11 protein-coding genes and 2 rRNA genes (1 of these 13 only partly in view) are annotated in these 20,369 nt (G+C 46.8%); 4 read left to right on the plus strand and 9 right to left on the minus strand.

The window, feature by feature from the left end:
- Nucleotides 1-109: 109 nt before the first annotated feature.
- Nucleotides 110-2,095 (minus strand): SusD/RagB family nutrient-binding outer membrane lipoprotein, encoded by a 1,986-nt coding sequence (locus HF324_RS30715; protein WP_168861571.1) that lies wholly within the window; start codon nt 2,093-2,095, stop codon nt 110-112.
- Nucleotides 2,096-2,106: 11 nt separating this feature from the next.
- The gene (locus HF324_RS30720; protein ID WP_168807373.1) at nt 2,107-5,445 is read right to left on the minus strand and encodes a SusC/RagA family TonB-linked outer membrane protein; all 3,339 of its coding nucleotides are present in this window, start codon (nt 5,443-5,445) and stop codon (nt 2,107-2,109) included.
- A 1,349-nt stretch (nt 5,446-6,794) separates the two neighbouring features.
- Here HF324_RS30720 and HF324_RS30725 point away from each other — a divergent pair.
- Entirely contained in the window at nt 6,795-7,358 is a 564-nt protein-coding gene (locus HF324_RS30725) for a DUF4468 domain-containing protein (protein ID WP_168807374.1), read from the plus strand.
- 74 nt (nt 7,359-7,432) lie between these two features.
- Here the strand turns inward: HF324_RS30725 and mnmE are convergent, their stop codons facing one another.
- The 5 genes from mnmE to HF324_RS30750 form a co-directional block, all read right to left on the minus strand.
- The gene (mnmE, locus tag HF324_RS30730; RefSeq protein ID WP_168807375.1) at nt 7,433-8,812 is read right to left on the minus strand and encodes a tRNA uridine-5-carboxymethylaminomethyl(34) synthesis GTPase MnmE; all 1,380 of its coding nucleotides are present in this window, start codon (nt 8,810-8,812) and stop codon (nt 7,433-7,435) included.
- A 101-nt stretch (nt 8,813-8,913) separates the two neighbouring features.
- On the minus strand, nt 8,914-9,750 hold the full coding sequence (locus tag HF324_RS30735; RefSeq protein WP_168807376.1) for an energy transducer TonB: 837 nt from the start codon (nt 9,748-9,750) through the stop codon (nt 8,914-8,916).
- Between the two features lie 52 nt (nt 9,751-9,802).
- A complete protein-coding gene (locus tag HF324_RS30740) occupies nt 9,803-10,390 on the minus strand; it encodes an ExbD/TolR family protein (RefSeq protein ID WP_168807377.1) in 588 nt (195 codons plus the stop codon).
- Between the two features lie 66 nt (nt 10,391-10,456).
- Nucleotides 10,457-11,122 (minus strand): ExbD/TolR family protein, encoded by a 666-nt coding sequence (locus tag HF324_RS30745; RefSeq protein WP_168807378.1) that lies wholly within the window; start codon nt 11,120-11,122, stop codon nt 10,457-10,459.
- A 58-nt stretch (nt 11,123-11,180) separates the two neighbouring features.
- Entirely contained in the window at nt 11,181-12,035 is an 855-nt protein-coding gene (locus HF324_RS30750; RefSeq protein ID WP_168807379.1) for a MotA/TolQ/ExbB proton channel family protein, read from the minus strand.
- 758 nt (nt 12,036-12,793) lie between these two features.
- Between HF324_RS30750 and HF324_RS30755 the strand changes: the two genes are divergently transcribed.
- From HF324_RS30755 to HF324_RS30765, 3 genes are all read left to right on the plus strand, one after another.
- Nucleotides 12,794-15,346 carry a zinc-dependent metalloprotease gene (locus HF324_RS30755; protein WP_258539333.1) on the plus strand — a complete coding sequence of 851 codons (2,553 nt, stop codon included), beginning with the start codon at nt 12,794-12,796 and terminating at the stop codon, nt 15,344-15,346.
- Between the two features lie 145 nt (nt 15,347-15,491).
- Entirely contained in the window at nt 15,492-16,523 is a 1,032-nt protein-coding gene (locus HF324_RS30760; protein WP_168807381.1) for a LacI family DNA-binding transcriptional regulator, read from the plus strand.
- Nucleotides 16,524-16,562: 39 nt separating this feature from the next.
- Nucleotides 16,563-17,372 (plus strand): hypothetical protein, encoded by an 810-nt coding sequence (locus HF324_RS30765; RefSeq protein ID WP_168807383.1) that lies wholly within the window; start codon nt 16,563-16,565, stop codon nt 17,370-17,372.
- Nucleotides 17,373-17,532: 160 nt separating this feature from the next.
- Here HF324_RS30765 and rrf read toward each other — a convergent pair.
- Both rrf and HF324_RS30775 read right to left on the minus strand, forming a co-directional pair.
- A 5S ribosomal RNA gene (rrf, locus tag HF324_RS30770) occupies nt 17,533-17,644 on the minus strand.
- A gap of 123 nt (nt 17,645-17,767) precedes the next feature.
- Nucleotides 17,768-20,369: ribosomal RNA gene (locus HF324_RS30775) — 23S ribosomal RNA — on the minus strand (it continues 281 nt past the right edge of the window).

A 20,369-nucleotide genomic window follows, 5' to 3' on the forward strand; every position in this document is an offset into this window, starting at 1 on the left:
TCATCATCTATTACTTAAACTCATGACAGGATTTACCGGCCTGCCAGAAGATCTTGTTTTTTTATATGCATGTTTTTTGAAAATCCTCCTGCATATGTTTTAAAGGTTACTATTCCAATGCATTTTTCCATTTGATAGTTCGGCCGGTAAACCATACCGGGAGGTCCGGATTGTTAGAGGCGCTGATAATTGACCAACCTTCCGGATCAGATGCCTGGATACTGCTTGGATAAGTCATTCTTTCTTTCCATTTGAATCTTTCATACACGGAAGCCGGGTTGGTGCCCAGGTATTTAATTAACCGGCGCGCAGCGGTATATGGCACCTCGAAGTTCAACATATTATAGTGCAACTGAAGCTGATTAAAAATTGCCTGCACTTGTTGTGTACTTGACATAGCGTCAAATTTCTGCGCTGCATTTTCCGCATATACATTGGCATTGTATTCCATGGCAGGTTTGGCATTGATCCTGGAATCATCCATCGTTGTTGGCATGGCCGGCAAAGTGGTCTTTGAATACTGATTTGAGTTGTTCAGTTCGTACCAATATTTGCAGGATAGGATAATCGCGTTCTTATAGTGATCGCGGGCGGCGCCATTCAATTGCCCGAGGCCTCTTACTGCGGCTTCAGCCAATGAAAGCTCTGTTTCAACCGCATGAATGGTCGGATATTTCAGGGCAAAGTTAAACTGAGAGCGTACGTTGTACTCGGCAACGAGGTTGTTTTCAGTACCTACGTTCCAACCATTGTCATCATAATTGGCAGCTCTGCTGCGGAGTGTATTTAACAGGAATGCTTCACGTTTGCTCAGATCCGCTTTGGATGCTGCATCCAACACGATTGACTGGCTATTGTTTACGCCATAATAAAATGTCGTCTTTGAAATATCAGTCAGGATAGGATCATTGATATAGAGGCCACGCAAAACTTTATTTAAATAGCTGTTGGGATCAGTATTTCCATCCCATTTTGTGTCAACTCCCAGGTACCTGCCTTTCCAGTCCGGAGCGAAAATGTAGGCAACACGGGGGTCAACAGTGCCATCCAACAAACCGGTCACGGAATTATCACCGCTAAAATAGTATAACGTTTGTCCGTTTACTATCTTGCTGCCCATGGTCGGCTGGCAATACATCACATCCTGCAGGAATTTTTTTCCGGCACGGCAGTCATCCGCCCTCTCCCTGTACGCGCGGGTAATACCTAATTCATTACAAATACGGTTAAGTGCAATAACGGCTATGTCGGCCACACCAGCCACATCGTTGTAGTCGGTCAGCAAAGGCTTACCTTGCAGTTCGGTAAGCACCTGCCTTGTAAGAGCAGGTAACACTTCGCTTACATTCATTGCACAGCGCAGCCTCAATGAATTAATATACTTCCGCCATTTTAAAATATTTCCGCCGAAAAGGATGTCCTGCTGGTTAAAGGATGCCTGTTCTGTAGTGGTAAGCGTCAGCTTCGTCAACACGTCTTCAGCAACTTTAAAGTCACTGATGATTTTCGGATAGATGTCCGATTGGCCCAGGTACTTTGCCTTAATGCCGTCAAGTCCGCCTGCTGAACCTGTCTCTATGTAGGGAATCTTGTCGTACATGTCGGTTGCCCTTTGATAGGCATAACCTTTCAGAACATGCAGTAAAGTAATATAAAGACTATCCAGATTAGTCCGCTTAGCCTGGGGCGTCAGGTTGTACTCACGTTGTGCCCAAAGTATTGGCGTGATCCATTGGGTATTAACAAAATTAAAAACAGATTCGTTAAAACCGCCCGTGCCCCAGTCATGCTCAACATCTGCAAGCGTATGGGTACTTCCTTCCGTGGTAACATTATAAATCTGAACAGCATTTGCCATAATCCTGTCCCCGCTTCTTACCTGGTGATAAACAGAACCATAATCACCACTAAGAAAGAAGCCCTGGGTCAGCTGAGAAGTAAAGAACCCGGCGATAACGCTTACTCCCGACTTATCAGCCATGTCTTTTGAATATCCATCAGGATTCTGATACAGATCGTCCAGTTTCTTCTTACACGCTACAGAAGACAGTAACAACGTAAGTAAGAAAAATGATTTTACATGTATATATTTCATCTTAGTTGTTTTTAGAATTTAGTTTTGATAGAAATACCTATTGAACGCTGTGAGGGCAAGGCAGTTGTTCCGTAGGAACCTACGCCCCACCCGGTTCCATTAGTTGATTCAGGTACTGAATTGGGTGCGGCTTTATAGAGGTAACCCACATTGTTGGCAAAAACTGATATCACCAGGCTGCTCATGCGGACCTTCCTGGAAAGATTTGAGTTCACCGTGTAATCGATAGCTATATTACGCAGTGCAACGTAATCGCTTTTAAAGATCCTGTCTTCAGGGAAGAAGCCATTTGAGAAATAAGAGTCATAGTAATAGTTATCAGCCGAAACCACTTTGGTGTTCGTTTTACCGTCAGTGCTAACACCGTCCAATATTACACCATCATGAAAAGTGGGTCCGCCATTAGGGTTTGTGCCTGCCACTTTTTTGGAATTGGCATCTAAATAATACGCAGCGCCGCCATGTGCCTCATCCCTGTATTTCAATGTTTCGTTTAACGCTCCGGCAGCCATCATATAGGTCTCTGAACCGGACAGGAAAGTAGCGCCAAACTGGTAATCTATATTTGCGATAAGGCGAATACCTTTATAGGAAAAAGAAGTGAAAAAACCGCCTGTCACATCAGGAATAGTTTTGCCGATCAACTTCGCCGTGCTCTTATAATCATAGGCTGATCCGGCAGCATTTACAACTCTTTTTCCATTATTCGGATCATTCGCATCATTGGGATTGTTATAGGTGTAGGTTGACTTGGTCAGGTAAAGCTGGCCATATTCTTCACCAACATTTGCTACTGCATTCACTGCGCCGAAGGCATTCCATAAGGTGAGCGATTGCAGTTTACCATCCAGTTTTTCAACATATGTTTTACCGTGCGCAAACATCAGGTTCACATCCCATTCAAAGTCTTTCGTTAAAATGGGTTTTGTTTTAATCGCCAGCTCCCATCCTTTGTTCATCACATTACCGGCGTTCATCCTCACATTTTTAACGCCCATTCCCGGAGGGGCAGCTACCGCCATGATCTGGTCGTAGATATTTGACTTGTAATAGGAGAAATCCACCCCAATCCTTCTGTTTTGGAGCAGGTATGTTTCAAAACCAACTTCGAATTCGCGTTTACGCTCAGGTTTCAAATTGGGCTGACCGTTGGTGCCCATAGGAGGAAGGTCGGCCGGAGGAGTAAGCACATAACCGCCACCGGTCTGAGAAGTAGAATAGTTCACGTTGCTGAAATAGCGCGGTCCGGGACGTCCCACATCGGCCCATGACGCCCTAACCTTGGCATAATCAAATACTGCCGGCAGTTTCAGGCTTTCACTCAGGATCCATGCCGCACTTATGCCAGGGTAGAAATAGCTATTCTGGTTTGGAGGTAAGATGGACGACCAGTCTTGCCTTGCCTGTGCCTCTATATATACCTGGTTTCTCCATGCCAGCTGCGCCGATCCCAGTAAGCTGTATAAGATATCCTGCCCGTTTGTAAACTGGTACTGGGGCTGCACACCTAATGGCAAATTATTAAATGAGAAATAGTTAGGGATAACCAGCTGTCCATACCCATTCACAGATGCACCTTTCCCTTCTGTATAATTTTTCCTGATCACGCCACCCACAAAACCAGACAAATCAAAATCGCTGTTAATTTTGGTATTGAAGTTAAGCATGCCCTGGCCATAGGTGTTCTTATAGGTATTAGTTACATCACTGTACATGAAACCACTATTAGGTCCAATTAACTGCGGATCCAATAATTTACCCTTATACTCATTTCTCTCGGTACTATAATCTATGCCGCCCATTAATGTGGCACTAAATATATTGGTGAGTTTTATGTCGGCAGATAAAGACTGGATATTGTGCAATCTTGTAAAGGTAGACTGATTCTGGAGCTGGTCCCATAGATAGCCTACCACTCCTTTCCTGCCATTGGAAATTAAATTTCTAAGGCTTGGATTGGCGAAGTAATTATAGCCGTCAGGTGTCAGCATATGCGACTTTAGCAAGCCTACATTGATGTCAGCGCTAAATGCCCCGATCTCTGCCTGCTGACCTTCCCCGTTCATGGTGCTCAGGTTGGCAGCATTTACGTTTTTGGAGATATAAAAGTTGCCGGTATATTTAAGGGTGATGTTATTGTTTAACTTATACGACGAGTTCAGGCTGAAAGTATTTTTGTCGTAATCTGAACCTGGCCTGATGGGGGTCATACTTAAATTAGTGTATGAAAAACGGATCTGTCCCTGGTCGTTTCCTCCGCTTAAAGCCACATTGGTTGTATTCTGATGCCCGGTTTGGTAAAGATCATTGTAGATATTTCTGGTTTGGGCCTGCCATGGTCTTTCCACGCCATCCCACCACAATAGCTTCACGCTTGGATCAAACCTTGGTCCAAAGGCAGCAGCTCCGAAACCATCTCCTAATGTAGTTGCCAGTGCTCTCTTTCCGTTTGCATCAATATAATATCCCTGGGCGTCATTCCTTGAGTTGCTGGGACTGGAGCCTGTGCCATATTCATTTTGTAATTTAGGAAGGAAGGCCGCCCTGTCCCATGAAGTTGTAAAAGAAGCCGCCACGCCCAGCCCTTTGCCTTTAGCGCCGCTTTTAGTGGTAATCAACAGCACCCCATTGGCGCCTTCACTACCATATAGTACGGATGCTTTCGCTCCTTTCAAAATTTCCATAGAGGCGATATCATCAGGGTTGATATCGTTAATACCAGTTCCATTATCGCGATCGGTAGCCCCGAAACCCATTTGTGTATTCTGGTCATGGATAGGAACACCATCTACAACAATAAGCGGGCGCGTTGATGAATTTTGATCAAACGATACCGCGTTACGAATATTGATTTTCATTCCGGCAGAAGGGCCGGCTGCCGTAGCGGCCACCTGTACGCCGGGAGCGGCCCCGTAGAGCGCCTGTAAGGCGTTGGTAGGCGTGCCGCTGGCCATGATTCTGTCATTATCGATTTTGGACACCGCATATCCTAAAGCTTTAGATTGCTTTTTGATACCCAGGGCTGTAACAACTACCTCATCAGCGCTCCGGACACTGGCCACCAGTGTTATCTGCATGGAAGGCGTGGCCGGCAGCTCCTGGGTGACAAACCCAACATAAGAAATAACCAGCTTTGCATTTGGTTGTACATTGATGGTAAAGTGACCATCTTTACCGGAAGGCGCCCAATTGGAGGTACCTTTTTCACTCACGGTGGCTCCCGCAAGAACATTGCCGGTGGCATCTTTGATCGTACCTGAAACCGCCATTTTTCCTTGCCCATAGGCAAACATGCTTCCTATGCAAAAGAGCATAAAAAGCAAAAGACATCTTTTGGTTGACTGCATCATTTTATTTTTTAAAATTGAATAGAAATGGTTTTAGTGTAATGTCACGCATAGAAATCCGCTGGTAACGGGCGCCAACACCCGTTACATCAATCGGCGACTGATGTGGTCATAACCTACCTGTCAAACATATAGTCCTGTTGACGATACCGGCAGTAGTAAGAATTAAGGGAGATAGTATTTTAATGCATCAGGCTACTGGCTTTCCCACCGGGTTAAGGCTATTCCCCACCCTCCCGGACAGTATTTAATCCCGTTGATATAGCTGGAGGTATAGGACGCTCTTTGGTGAGTCCGGTCCTCTTTTTTGGGTCCATACTTTCTTCCCCAAAGCGATAGCTATTTCGCTAATTGGCCTCCTTTGCCCATGTCCGGTTGTGTTGATTTACGGAATAAATGCGCTGTGCCCGAAAGACATTACTTACTGCTCATCAACGCTCCTTTACGATAGAAACATTTTAACGTTCATATACCTGGAATAACAAGTGATTGACAAAAACTGATTAATACTGATAATTTGGTTGATTACTTAAAGGCAGTCCGATCTTTCAAATTCCTGTTGATCTTAGTTGAGATTATTGTTAGGAATGTAAATTGTTGTAGGTTTCTTTGCGCTGGACGAAATAGTTAAACGCTCTTTAGTTAAACGTTTTAGCTAAAAAATTAAAAAAAAAGTGATTCACTTTTTTGCTTTGCTCCGATTGCTCCTTTTCTCCTTTTCCAAACCTATATAAAGTTTTTCAAGTGGCGTAATTTTCTGCCATCTTTTTTGGAAAGAGGTCAATATAGAATTGATTTTAATCAAAATAGAATCATTTAATCAGGCACTGTCAGTAACCGGGATGGCCTTATATTAATTTTAACTATTGCCGTCACGCAATGATGCACCGGAAAAATAGTTATTTCGCTCCGGCGTTCCTTTTCCAGGGCTTTAATATATTATAGCGGGCGACAGCCGTCAAAGGCAAAGAAAGCATAACTATGAGCAAGTGCAACGAACTACCATGGCACTAAAGGAAAGGAAAATGGCTTGCTTAGCGAGTTAGTCATACTTAGCGAAATATTACCCCTACTTTTGTAACTTGTTAAATAGGTTCTTTATAACCGTTTCATCTTCTATCTTGTGCCATCTCCATTTCTTCCTCAATATCGTTTTCTTCATAATTTCGTTCTGAACATTGAATGAAACCAAGTATCTCATTCATTTGTTCAATTTATTCATTTAAATTTATCTGGATTTTATTTGGATTTTTTTGCAATATGTAAATGCCCGATAAACGATTTTGACATAATATCTGTTAATATAGCAATATATTAATGCTAATCTTAAACTGAGAAAAGGACCAGAAGTAATGAGTAAGAAGTTTTTTGCCGTTTTATTATTTTGTACCGTTACAGCATTTGTGCATGCACAATCAATGAAAATAACACCGAAGGATTTTGTAGATGCCAGCGATGAGTCCAAAAACTATGTCGTGTTGAATTTTGCAGGCAGATCCAGGAACGATCTCTATAAATCGGCGCTAAAATATGTGAATTCATATTATAATAAGCCTGAGAAAGTTACGACGAAAATCGAAGGCGAGCAGATCGTAATAGATGCCATGGAGCAGAAAGCTGTCTACACCACATATCTGGCTGCTAAAACGTACTATGATTTTTATTATAAAATAACCCTGGACTTCAAGGATGGGAAAATAAGGTTTACGCCTAATTACAAATACTTTGAGTCGCCTGGTGGAATCGAATATCCGCTCAATGGCCGAAACAACTTTATGTCAAAAAATGCGCTGTACGGGGGCAGTGGCAAAGTGGCCAGGAAGAGTTTAGAGGAGGGGTTAGATGTATTCATCAATAAGTATATCGCTGAATTCTCAAAGAGCATCAACGATAGCAAGTCCGATGACAATTGGTAAAAAAAACACCAAATTATATAGTGAGAGAGCCTCCGGATGGGGGCTTTTTTGTTTGTAGGTTATGGTGTAAATTTCTATTTTCCGATACAAAACTTACTGAATATATAATCCAGCCTGTCTTCATTCGTCACTTCCCCGGTGATTTCTCCGAGATAATGCAGGGCGCGTCGTATGTCCAGCGCCAGCAGGTCGCCTGGCAGGCCGTTGTCCATACCGTTTTTCACATCGAGCAGTGACTGCAGCACTTCCTGCAGCGCTATATGATGGCGGGTGTTGGTGATGATGGTATCTTCAGTGTTGATATCGCCGGTCATGACTTTCTGCACCAGTTTGTCTTTCAGGTCCTGGATATGTTCATGATTTTTGGCGGAGATAAAGAGGATGGGCAGGCCGTCGAATTTGGCGCGGGTGGCAGCTTCGCCGGTGACATCGGTTTTATTGCCGACGAGGAGGAAGTTGATGTTATCTGCCTCAAAGGACGCCACCTGCTGACGGATATCTTCTGCGGAGAGTTCGTTTACGTCGAAGAGGTAAACGACTACGCCGGCTTCGCGGATTTTCTCCATGGTTTTCTGTACGCCGATAGTTTCGATGGTATCGGCGCTGTCGCGGATACCGGCGGTATCGATGAGGCGGAAGAGGATGCCGTCTATATTGAGGACTTCCTCGATAGTATCGCGGGTGGTACCGGCGATATCGCTGACGATGGCCCTGTTTTCATTGAGGAGGGTGTTGAGCAGGGTGGACTTGCCGGCATTGGGTTTACCTACGATGGCGGTGTTAACGCCATTTTTGATAACGTTGCCCATGCGGAACGAGTCGATAAGGTGCCGGATGGTGGTGGTGGCGTTGGTCACCAGTTCATACAGGCGGGTCCTGTCGGCGAATTCCACATCTTCCTGGCTGAAATCCAGCTCCAGTTCTATGAGGGCGGAGAAGGTGATGAGTTGTTCCCGGAGGGTGTGCAGTTCTTTGGAGAAGCCGCCGCGCATTTGCTGCATGGCTGTCTGGTGGGAGGCGGCGGAGTTGCTGGCAATGAGGTCGGCCACGGATTCGGCCTGTGTGAGGTCCAGTTTGCCATTCAGGAATGCCCGTTGGGTAAATTCGCCGGGTTTGGCGAGGCGGGCGCCTTCGGCGATGGTGGCTTCAATGATTTGTTGCTGGATATAGGGGGAACCGTGGCAGGAAATTTCGATGACATCTTCTCCGGTATAGGAACGGGGACCTTTATAGAGGCTTACCACCACTTCGTCGATCACTTTGCCGCGGTGTGTGAGGCTGCCGAAGTGGAGGGTGTGACTAGCCTGCTGCAGCAGGTCTTTACCGGGGAAGAGGGTGTTGCAGATGGGAAATGCTTCTTTACCGCTGAGCCTGATAACGGCGATAGCGCCGAGGCCTGGCGCGGTGGCGACAGCAACAATAGTATCATCAAATCCTGTTAGTTTTCCCAGCATACCGGTTCAGTTTTTTTTACGAAAGGCAAAGGTACTAAAAATCAAAAGCCCCGTTTCAAACAGCTTGAAACGGGGCTTTTATGTAATATGATGTAGTAGTACTACTCTTGCAGTGTAAAGCGGATCGGGAGGTTGAACTGTACAGAAACCTGGCGGCCGTTTTGCTTACCAGCTTTCCATTTAGGCATGGTTCTCACCACGCGGACAGCTTCTTCTTCCAGACCACCGCCTTTTGCGGCGCCTACTGTTTTCACATCTTTGATGTTACCTTCTGAGTCAACTACGAACTGTACGAATACAGTACCGGAGATACCGTTTTCCTGCGCAACGCGTGGGTAACGGATGTTTTTGCTCAGGTATTTGGCCAGCGCTTCCTCACCACCAGGGAAGGTAGGAGGCTGCTCTACGAAAGTGAAGATCTCTTCTTTTGCAGGAGCAGGAGGCGCTTCTACCACACCAGTACCTTTACTGTCTTCCAGCAGGCCCGCATCGATACCGTTCGGGTCACCTTCCACAGTTTTGGTGCTGATGGATTTTTCTTTAATGTCTGCCTGTTTTGGCGGTTCTTCTTCCGGTGGTACTTCGTTATCTTTCTTGATCACCGGAGGGGTGAACTGCACTGACGGTTTAACCGGCGGCGGTGGTGCCGGCGGAGGAGGAGGCGGAGGAGGTGTTTTCGGATCATCCGGGAGTTTCACGTCTTCCATCTTGATCTCCTGGATCACCGGCTTCTTGTTGTTTTCACCTTCAGAAGCTTTTACGTAGTTGGTGATGATGTAAGCCAGGAAGAACACGACGAACAAAGACACGGTACCCAGAATGGCATTCCGCACCCGCTTGTTATACTGCCTCCTCAGATCATAAGCCCCATAGTCCTTGTTCCTGCCGTCAAACAGGATATCAAGAAAATCGGACTTTAAGATTTTAGCTGAATCCATTGTTAATTGTAATTTTTATATGGATGCAAAAATTTGATTAATTCCACAAAAGCTATTTAACGCCGTTAGCAGCTTCTGTCTGCTTGATCCATGTTTTGTCCTGGTCGCTGATGTCAACAGTAGCATAACGCTGTATGCGGTTGATCGCCATTTCGTCCAGAATGTCCACAAAGTTGGCGTAGGTTGCGTCGTCATCAGCTTTAATGATGACTACCACATCTTCCGGTTCACCTTTTGCATTCCTCAGTTTGGCCACTTCATCCCTTTTCTTGATGATCTCATCGCGGATACCGCCTTTGTTGGCAAAGGAAGACGCTTTGAAGAAATCAGGATTTGCAGATGCATTCGGGTCCTGAGCCAAACCTTCGTAATAATATACTCTGTTGTCTTTTCCCAGGAGGATGGTCAGCGCAGTACTTTCTTTTACTTTGTTCTGCTCTTTCTCATCCTTGGTATCTTTTGGCATGATCAAGTCCATGGTCTTGGGCTTGCTCATCGTCGTGGTAAGCATGAAGAAGGTAATCAGAAGAAAACCCAGGTCCACCATCGGAGTCATGTCTACGCGGGTAGACTGCTTTTTCGATTTCGTTCCACCGTGTTTCTTCCCACCACCACTACTGCTGGTATCCATTTCTGCCATAGTAGCTCTTTTTTTTCGTTTTTAAATCAGCAGCCTTCCAGGCCAGGAAGTCAGTGCCACCGTTTACTACTCTTTCTTACCGTGAGCAGCAGCCTGCTCTTCCTGCCATGCGGCAGTACCTTGAGGGGCAGCTTTCAGGTTCGTTACCAGGTTGAGCTTCTGGATTTTCTTCTCTTTGAAAGTATCCAGAATTTCCTTGATCTTCGGATAAGGAGTGGCGTTGTCCGCTTTGATACAGTACTTCAGTTTGCTGAAGTTACCTTCCTGCGCAGCCATACCATACTCGATCCAGGTTTTTAGCTCGTTGTTTGCGGAATCAGTAGGGATTCCTTTATCAAGACCCTGTTTTTTACGCTCGTCTTCAGAAACAGACAGGTAATTTTTCAGGTCTTTGATCGGAGTACCAACACTGGCGCCGGTGATAAAGCTTTTGATTTCTTTTTCACCCAGACCCAGTTTGAACTGTGAGTTCAGGTCCTCGATCATTTTTTTTCTTTTAGCTTGGCCGTCCATGCTGAAAAACACTCTGCCATCCTTATCTACAGTGAATAATAACACGTCAGAATCAGGTAACAGGGTTGTGTTGATAGAAGACGGGGTAACTACCGTTACCGGTTCATCCGGTTTGAACTTCGTCGCCAGCATAAAGAAAGTTAAGAGCAGAAAAGCCACATCACACATTGCTGTCATGTCAATAGCCGTGCTTTTCCTGGGCATTTTAACTTTAGGCATCTTTACTTTTTTTATGGTTTACTTTAAATAGATTCAAAACCGCTGAAATTCCACAAAATTATTTGTGGTTTGCAGCAAAGCTCTGTGTCAAAGTAAAGCCGGACTCGTCAATAGCATAAGTGATGCCATCGATGTTGGTAGTAAAGTAGTTATACATGATGATCGCGATAGCGGAAGTACCGATACCCAGAGCGGTGTTGATCAACGCCTCGGAGATACCTAACGCCAGCTGTGCAGAGTCTGGTGCACCACCGGAAGACATCGCAGAGAACGCTTTAATCATACCCAATACTGTACCGAACAGACCCAGCAGGGTAGCTACGGAAGCAATGGTAGACAGGAACACCAGGTTCTTTTCCATCATCGGCAGTTCCAGCGCAGTAGTTTCTTCAACTTCGTTTTTAATGGTCAGGATCTTCTGCTCAGTATCCAGCTCAGCATTGGTAACCATTTCTTTGTACTTTTTCAGACCAGCTTTCAGTACGTTACCAACAGAACCTTTCTGTTTGTCGCACTCAGCTAAAGCAGCGTCAACATTTTTGTTGGCCAGGTGATATTGTACTTTACGTACCAGCTCAGAACCGCTGAATTTACCTTTAGCTTTTGACAGATACAGGAAACGCTCAATTACGAAAGTCAGACAAACGAGCAATACAGAGATCAGGATAGGTACCACATATCCACCTTTGTAAACAGTACCGAACCACTTACCAATACCAGAATCAATTGGGTGCCCATCTGGATTATTACCTTGGAAGTTGGCTGGATTACCTAATACAAAGAAGAAAAACAGAAATCCTATCACTAAACAGATAGGCACAGCCAACGCCGCGAACAGGTTGGACGACTTTTTAGGTTGATGAGAAGAAGCCTTAGCTGTAGCTGCAGTCACAGTTGTTTTAGTCTCAGCCATGTTGATTGAAATTTTAGTGTTAAAAATTAAACTATTGTTTGTTAGAAGTTACGATTTACAATTTCTCATTGTGGAATGCTTCCCCAGCACTCAATTTACCCTTTAATTTACTCTTTAATGAGCGATTCGCAAAGTTATAAGGTTGGCCCAAAAAAACAAGTGCAGCCCAAAAAAACCCACAAAAATTAACCTTGCACCACAAAAGCCCTACCATAGGGCTTTTCAACCACTTGTTTTTTGTTTTGAGCAAACACTTACATTAGCAAATAACCAATAATATTGCAGTCCTCTTAAACTGTTACTGTCCCAAAGATTTGAAAGCGTTTAATTTTTTTCAAAGTTGGACGCACAATTTAAGAAAAAATTCAAATGTTCCAACAGAAATCTTACAAAACTGAGAACATATTTATTCCCGCGCCAGTCAACACTTTGAGGCATAGCTAATTGGTTTTAGCTTGCCAGTCTGCACACTTTTTTCCATTCTCTCCCATCAAATTCAACACTGTAGCGGGATATCTTTTATTCTCCCCATAAACCCCTATATGAAAATATTATATACTATAACAATAAATGATTACATAAAAAAGTTGGTGTGACAACTACTGTGCGAACTTCCATTGCCGCCTTCAACCCTCCTTTTTTCCATTCCTACGCCCTTTCATACGCTTATGGATTTTCCTCATAAGTTAATACTTTATGTACGTAATTGCAATCCCATTTTAAAAAAATCGAACGTTACACAAAAACCAATCAATCAAATGCACACACCACGCCACCTGAAACGGATGCTCGCAGCGGCCGGAATCGCCTGCCTTGCCACTGCCGTTTCCCTACCCGCCGCCGCCCAGCGGAAAAAGAAAAACGCCACACCGCCAGCTTCCGCAACACCCGCTAAAGACACCACCGCCAAACCTCCCATGATCAAACCGGGCCCCAAACCCGCTGTGAAACCTTTCGCAGACGTGATCACTGACAAAGCCGCCGCAGACTCCGGCCTGTTCAACATATACAAACAGGATGACCGCTACTTCTTCGAAATAGCTGACTCCCTCCTCGGCAGAGACATCCTCGTGGTCAACAGGATCTCCAAATCTGCCGCCGGCCTGCGCGCCCAGATGATGGGCTTCTCCGGTGACATCATCGGCGAAAACGTCATCCGCTTCGAAAAAGGACCCAATAACCGCATCTTCCTCAAAAACATCTCCTACTCGGAAGTGTCGAAAGACTCCACCCAGCCGATGTTTACCGCGGTCATGAACTCCAACCTCCAGCCAATAGTAGCCGCCTTCGATATTAAAGCATTCTCCAAATCAGGCCGCGGCAATGTCATCGACCTTACCGATTACATCTCCGGCGATAACGACGTGCTCTTCTTCGACGGCTCCGTTAAAAATATGCTGAAACTCGGTGGCGCCCAACCGGATAAATCCTACATCTCCGATGTAAGGTCCTACCCGATGAACACCGAAATCAAAACCGTTAAAACCTATTCCCGCATGGGCGGCCCTTCTGCTCCCGGCGCACCGCCAGCTCCCGGAGGATTCGCTACCGTTGAACTCAACAGCTCCATGGTGCTCCTCCCCGCCGTTCCCATGAAACCACGCTATTTCGATCCCCGCGTAGGCTTCTTTACGACCGGGGTCACCGACTTCGACGCAGACCCGCAAGGCGTGAAAAGACTCCAGATGATCACCCGCTGGCGCCTCGAACCCAAACCGGAAGACATGGAAAAATATAAACGCGGGGAACTCGTGGAACCACAGAAACCTATCGTGTTCTATATTGATCCGGCTACCCCAGCCAAATGGCGTAAATATCTTATCATGGGTGTCAATGACTGGCAGTCGGCCTTCGAAGAAGCCGGCTTCAAAAATGCCATTATCGCCAAAATGGCGCCCACAAAAGCGGAAGATTCTACCTGGTCTATCGAAGACGCCCGCTTCTCCGCTATCGTATACAAACCGTCTGAAGTGCCCAACGCCAGCGGCCCCCACGTACACGATCCCCGCTCCGGCGAAATACTGGAAAGCCATATCAACTGGTACCACAACGTGATGCGACTGCTGCGTAACTGGTACTTTGTACAGGCTTCTCCCAACGATGAACGCGCCCGCAAAATGCAGTTCAGCGACGAACTCATGGGCGATCTCATCCGCTTCGTTTCCTCCCATGAAGTAGGCCACACGCTGGGCCTCCGCCACAACTTCGGCTCCAGCTCTGCTTATCCTGTGGAGAAACTGCGCGATAAAGAATGGGTGAAAAAGAACGGCCACGCCGCCTCTATCATGGACTACGCCCGCTTCAACTACGTGGCGCAGCCAGGCGACGGTATCTCAGGCGCCGATCTCTACCCCCGTATCAACTACTACGATAAATGGGCCATCCAATGGGGCTACCAGCTGCTGCCCGATGCTAAAACACCGGAAGCGGAAACACCCATCCTCAATAAAATGACGGTGGAAAAACTGAAGGATAAAAAGTATTGGTTCGGTACCGAGTCCAATCCTAACGATCCCCGCTCCCAGAACGAAGACCTCGGCGACAACGCCATGAAAGCCAGCGCCTACGGCATCAAAAACCTCCAGCGCATCATGCCCAACCTCCTCGCCTGGACCCGCGTCAGCAACGAAGGCTACGGCAACCTCGCTGAACTGTACAAGGAAGTAGTATCGCAGTTTGGCCGCTATATGGGCCATGTTACCAAAAATGTGGGCGGTATCTACGAGACACCGAAAACAGTAGAACAGGAAGGCGCTGTATATGAATACGTTCCGAAAGCCACCCAGAAAGAAGCCATCCAGTTCCTCTCCCAGCAGCTGTTTACCACCCCCAAATGGCTGGTAAACCAGGACCTGCTCAGCCGCATCGGCGGAGACGGTACCGCACTGGTGATGTCCACACAAATGCCGGCACTGGGCAGACTGCTGTCTGTTAACACGCTCAATAAACTGAGCGCTGCTGAAGCCGCCCTCGGCGCCGCTGCCTACCAGCCGGTGGAAATGCTCAATGACCTGAAAAAGGCCATCTTCACCGAAGTATATGCGCACCAGCCGGTAGACGCTTACCGTCGTAACCTGCAGCGCGGCTATGTGGACAACCTGGCCGGTATGCTGGCACCGCCTTCGCCAAGTCCGATGGCCGGTTTCGGCGCTCCCGACGCTTCCCGCTCTGACGCCGCCGGTATCGCCCGTGCACAACTCTCCGCACTCAGAAATGATCTCCGCGCCGCTGCCGGTTCCGGTGATGCCGCTACCCGCAGTCACTACCAGGACCTTATCGCACGCATTTCGAAAGCGATGGACCCTAAATAACGGGAAAGAATATACGAAAATTATCTCATCCCCTTCCGTTATCCGGAAGGGGATTTTTCATGTTACCCATCCCGGAGCAGTTGTTTATATTGTTGCGGAAATTGCTTAATATAGCTTTACCTTTAATGTAAATACAGCCTCAAAAGTGAAAGAACGTACCAATAAAATAACGATATACGACATTGCTCAAAAGCTGAATTTATCCGCCTCCACGGTGTCCCGCGCATTGCAGAACAATCCGCTGATCAACGAGGAAACCCGCGAGAAAATACAGGCTACTGCAATGGACATGGGTTATGTGCCCAACTGGATAGCCTCCAGCCTGCGTAAAAAACGTTCCAACATCATAGGGCTGATCGTTCCCCGTACTTCCATGTACTTCCAGAGCACCGCTATCAGCGGTATCCAGCACGAAGCACATAAATACGGCTTCAGCATCGTCATCGGCCAATCCGATGAAACCGTAGCCATGGAGAAAGAACTGGCGCATACCTTTTACTCCCTCCGGGTAGATGGCCTGCTGGCAGTGGCCTCCATGTTCACCACCAACTTCGACCATTTCAGTCCTTTTATAAAAAACAACATCCCCCTCGTGTTCTACGATCGCGTGCCGGTAGATTTTCCAGGCTACAGCATCACAGGGGATGATTTTAAAGGCGGCTTTCTCGCTACGGAACACCTGATCAGACAGGGCTGTAAAAAGATCGCGCATTTCTCCGGCCAGCTGACCTGTAACCTTTACCAGCAAAGGCTTTCAGGATACAAAGAGGCACTGGCCAAATACAATATTCCTTACGATGAACAACTGGTCTATATCCATAACCTCACCATGGACGCTGCCGGTCAGGCCGCCCGGGAGCTGTTTGACAAAGGAGACCTGCCCGACGGATTATTCACCGCCAACGATAGCTCGGCGGTGGCGTTCATCCAGGAAGCCAATAAACGGAACATTGCCATTCCTGAGCAAATAAAGGTGGTAGGTTACTCCAATGACCTCTCTTCCCGCATTATCTCCCCTTCGCTCACTACGATCGAACAATCGGGCTATAACATGGGACAAAAGGCCGTGGAAACCATCGTGAAGCTGATCAACCATGAAGAAAACAGCAAAGTCACCAAAAACTTTGTTTTTCCGGTGGAACTGATCCAGCGTGAATCAACCAGGGTTAGCAACTGACATGCAACCGATCATTACTAAACAATATCCTGCAACTTTATGAAACGTCGTTATCTCGCTGTCCTATGCCTGTCTGCAGCTATGGGTTTCAGCTCGTGCAGCAAACACATCTATGCGCCCAATGCAGCCAACGTACCACTCCTGAAGGAGAAAAACGAATTTAAAGCCGCCGTTACGCCCTACAACCTGCAGGCTGCTTTCGCGCTGACCAACAACATTGCCATCATGGCCAACGGGCACTATGTGTACCAGGTAAACCAGGGAGTGGAGAACTATCCCTCTGATGATATCTTCATTAACGGAGATCTTCGCGGAGGCATGGGAGAAGGCGCCATTGGCTTTTTCAAACCGCTGGACCCGAAGAAAAGAATGGTCTTTGATGTGTATGCAGGCGGAGGAGCAGGCAGCTTCAGGACCCTTGCTTCCGGCGCCGGAGAGGAAGGCGTTAACAAGGAAGACTTCCGGTTGCGGAACAGGTTTTCCAAAATATTTATCCAGCCCAGTATCGGCTTCGTGCATCCTGTTGTGGAAGCAGCTTTCAGCAGCCGCTTTTCCTGCGTGAATTTTTACGACACCTATATGGGGCCGCGCGCATTTGAGAACGATGCCACCGCCAAAAGTGATTTTGTTCGCATTGCTGACAAATCCACGATATTCTACGAGCCTACCTTTACGGTGAGAGCTGGCTACAAGTATGTAAAATTCCAGTCGCAGTTATTAATTGCCGTACCACTGACGGAAGGAAATACCCAGTACGACCGGATGAACAATTATTTCCAGCCGGTGGTATTCTCTATGGGCGTATCTGTGAATATCGCCCATTGGTATGATGATTTCAGAAAGAAATAAGCAGTGAAGATCACCTTTTGATTTTTACTTCAGTAGATAGATGCCCACCGGGAAAGCAGCTTTCCGGTGGGTATTTTTTTGGGGTGTTGCATACACAGGGTACGGGAAGATATAAAACAAAAAAGCCCTGATGTATGAACATCAGGGCTTTTCCTAATAAATATGGCAGCTACCTACTCTCCCGCATGATAGTGCAGTACCATCGGCCATAAGGGGCTTAACTTCTCTGTTCGGAATGGGAAGAGGTGAACACCCTTGGCATAACCACCATAAGATCTTTGGCTGTTGACGGTCTCCCGTCGTAAGAAAGCAGGTGAGTGAATCACCTTATCCTTGCAGCACGCAATAAGATAACATATCGGGAAAGTTGTATACGAACTTTGCAGTAATAAATAAAATTAAAGCTTACGGGCAATTAGTATTACTCGGCTGTGATGTTACCACCTTTACACCTGTAACCTATCAACGTCGTAGTCTGCGACGGCCCTTAAAAGTAAACTCATCTTGAAGCAGGTTTCACGCTTAGATGCTTTCAGCGTTTATCCTGTCCGTACATAGCTACTCTGCACTGCACCTGGCGGCACAACAGATACACCAGCGGTACGTACGACCCGGTCCTCTCGTACTAAGGTCATGTCTCCTCAATTTACTAACGATCACAACAGATAGGGACCGAACTGTCTTGCGACGTTCTGAACCCAGTTCACGTGCCACTTTAATCGGCGAACAGCCGAACCCTTGGGACCTTCTCCAGCCCCAGGATGTGACGAACCGACATCGAGGTGCCAAACCTCACCGTCGATATGAGCTCTTGGGTGAGATCAGCCTGTTATCCCCGGAGTACCTTTTATCCTTTGAGCGATGGCCCTTCCATACAGAACCACCGGATCACTTTAGCCTGCTTTCGCACCTGCTCGGCTTGTTTGCCTCACAGTCAAGCACCCTTATACTAATGCGCTCTGCGTACGATTACCAACCGTACTGAGGGTACCTTTGCGAGCCTCCGTTACCTTTTAGGAGGCGACCACCCCAGTCAAACTACCCACCAAACAATGTCTCCCCTTGCAGGGATTAGACTCTAAATAACAGAAGGTTGGTATTTCAACGATGACTCCACAACTCCTGGCGAAGCTGCTTCACAGTCTCCCAACTATCCTACACATCTGGCATTCAAAATCAATGTTAAGTTGTAGTGAAGGTTCACGGGGTCTTTCCGTCCCGTTGCGATTAACCGGCATCTTCACCGATACTACAATTTCACCGAGCTCGTGGTAGAGACAGTGTACAACTCATTAGACCATTCGTGCAGGTCGGAACTTACCCGACAAGGAATTTCGCTACCTTAGGACCGTTATAGTTACGGCCGCCGTTTACTGGGGCTTCAGTCAGAAGCTTTGGATTGCTCCGAACATCCTTCCTTAACCTTCCAGCACCGGGCAGGTATCAGGCTCTATACGTCATCTTTCGATTTTGCAGGGCCCTGTGTTTTTGTTAAACAGTTGGTTGTACCATTTTACTGAGACCACATTGCTGTGGTACGCTTTATCCCGAAGTTACAGCGTCAATTTGCCTAGTTCCTTTACCACGGATCACTCGAGCGCCTGAGAATACTCATCTCGACTACCTGTGTCGGTTTACGGTACGGGCTGTCATAAACGAACCTTAGAAGTTTTTCTTGGAAGTCTGATTAGGGACATTATCAGCGCTGCCGAAGCTTTGCTGTACTATCAGGTTCAGCACCATCTGCGGATTTACCTACAGTCAGTATACCTACACCCTTTAACGCACTATTCCGTAAGTGCGCAGTCCTTTCACTACTCCGTTACTCCATCGAATTTATAACAGGTACTGGAATATTCACCAGTTTGCCATCAGCTACGCCTCTCGGCTTTGCCTAAGGACCCGACTAACCCTGATCCGATTAGCGTTGATCAGGAACCCTTAGTCTTACGGCGATAAGATTTTTCATCTTATTTATCGTTACTTATGCCTACATTTTCTTTTCTAAACGCTCCAGCATGCCTCGCGACACACCTTCGATGCAGTTTAGAATGCTCCCCTACCGTCTCATACCTAAGTATGAGGCCTAAAGCTTCGGTTGTATGTTTGATGCCCGATTATTTTCCGTGCCCAAACCCTCGACCAGTGAGCTGTTACGCACTCTTTAAATGAATGGCTGCTTCCAAGCCAACATCCTGGCTGTTTTAGGATTTGAACCGCGTTTGTTCAACTTAACATACGATTAGGGACCTTAGCTGTTAGTCTGGGTTATTTCCCTCTCGGCCATGGACCTTAGCGCCCACAGCCTCACTCCTGGAGATTATGTTATAGCATTCGGAGTTTATTAGGGTTTGGTAGGCGGTGAAGCCCCCTAGCCCAATTAGTAGCTCTACCTCTATAACACGTCTATATCCAAGGCTGTTCCTAAAAACATTTCGGGGAGAACGAGCTATCTCTCAGTTTGATTGGCCTTTCACCCCTATCCACAGGTCATCCCATAGCTTTTCAACGCTAATGAGTTCGGACCTCCAGTTAGTTTTACCTAACCTTCATCCTGCCCATGGATAGATCACAAAGTTTCGCGTCTACCCCCACTGACTAAGCGCTCTGTTAGAACTCGCTTTCGCTGCGGCTCCGGTACTGAAGACCTTAACCTTGCCAGTGAGGAGTAACTCGTAGGCTCATTATGCAAAAGGCACGCCGTCACCATTACTGGCTCCGACCGCTTGTAAGCGCACGGTTTCAGGAACTATTTCACTCTCCTGTTCGGAGTACTTTTCACCTTTCCCTTACGGTACTGGTTCACTATCGGTATCTAAGGAGTATTTAGCCTTATCAGATGGTACTGACAGTTTCACACAGGATTCCTCTGGTCCCGCGCTACTCAGGATACTGCACGTCCGCCAGAATTTGCGCCTACAGGGCTATCACCTGCTACGGCTCATCTTTCCAGATGATTCAGCTTGATCTGACTTTCTAAAAGCAGTCCTACAACCC

The sequence above is a fragment of the Chitinophaga oryzae genome (assembly GCF_012516375.2).
Lineage (GTDB): Bacteria > Bacteroidota > Bacteroidia > Chitinophagales > Chitinophagaceae > Chitinophaga > Chitinophaga oryzae.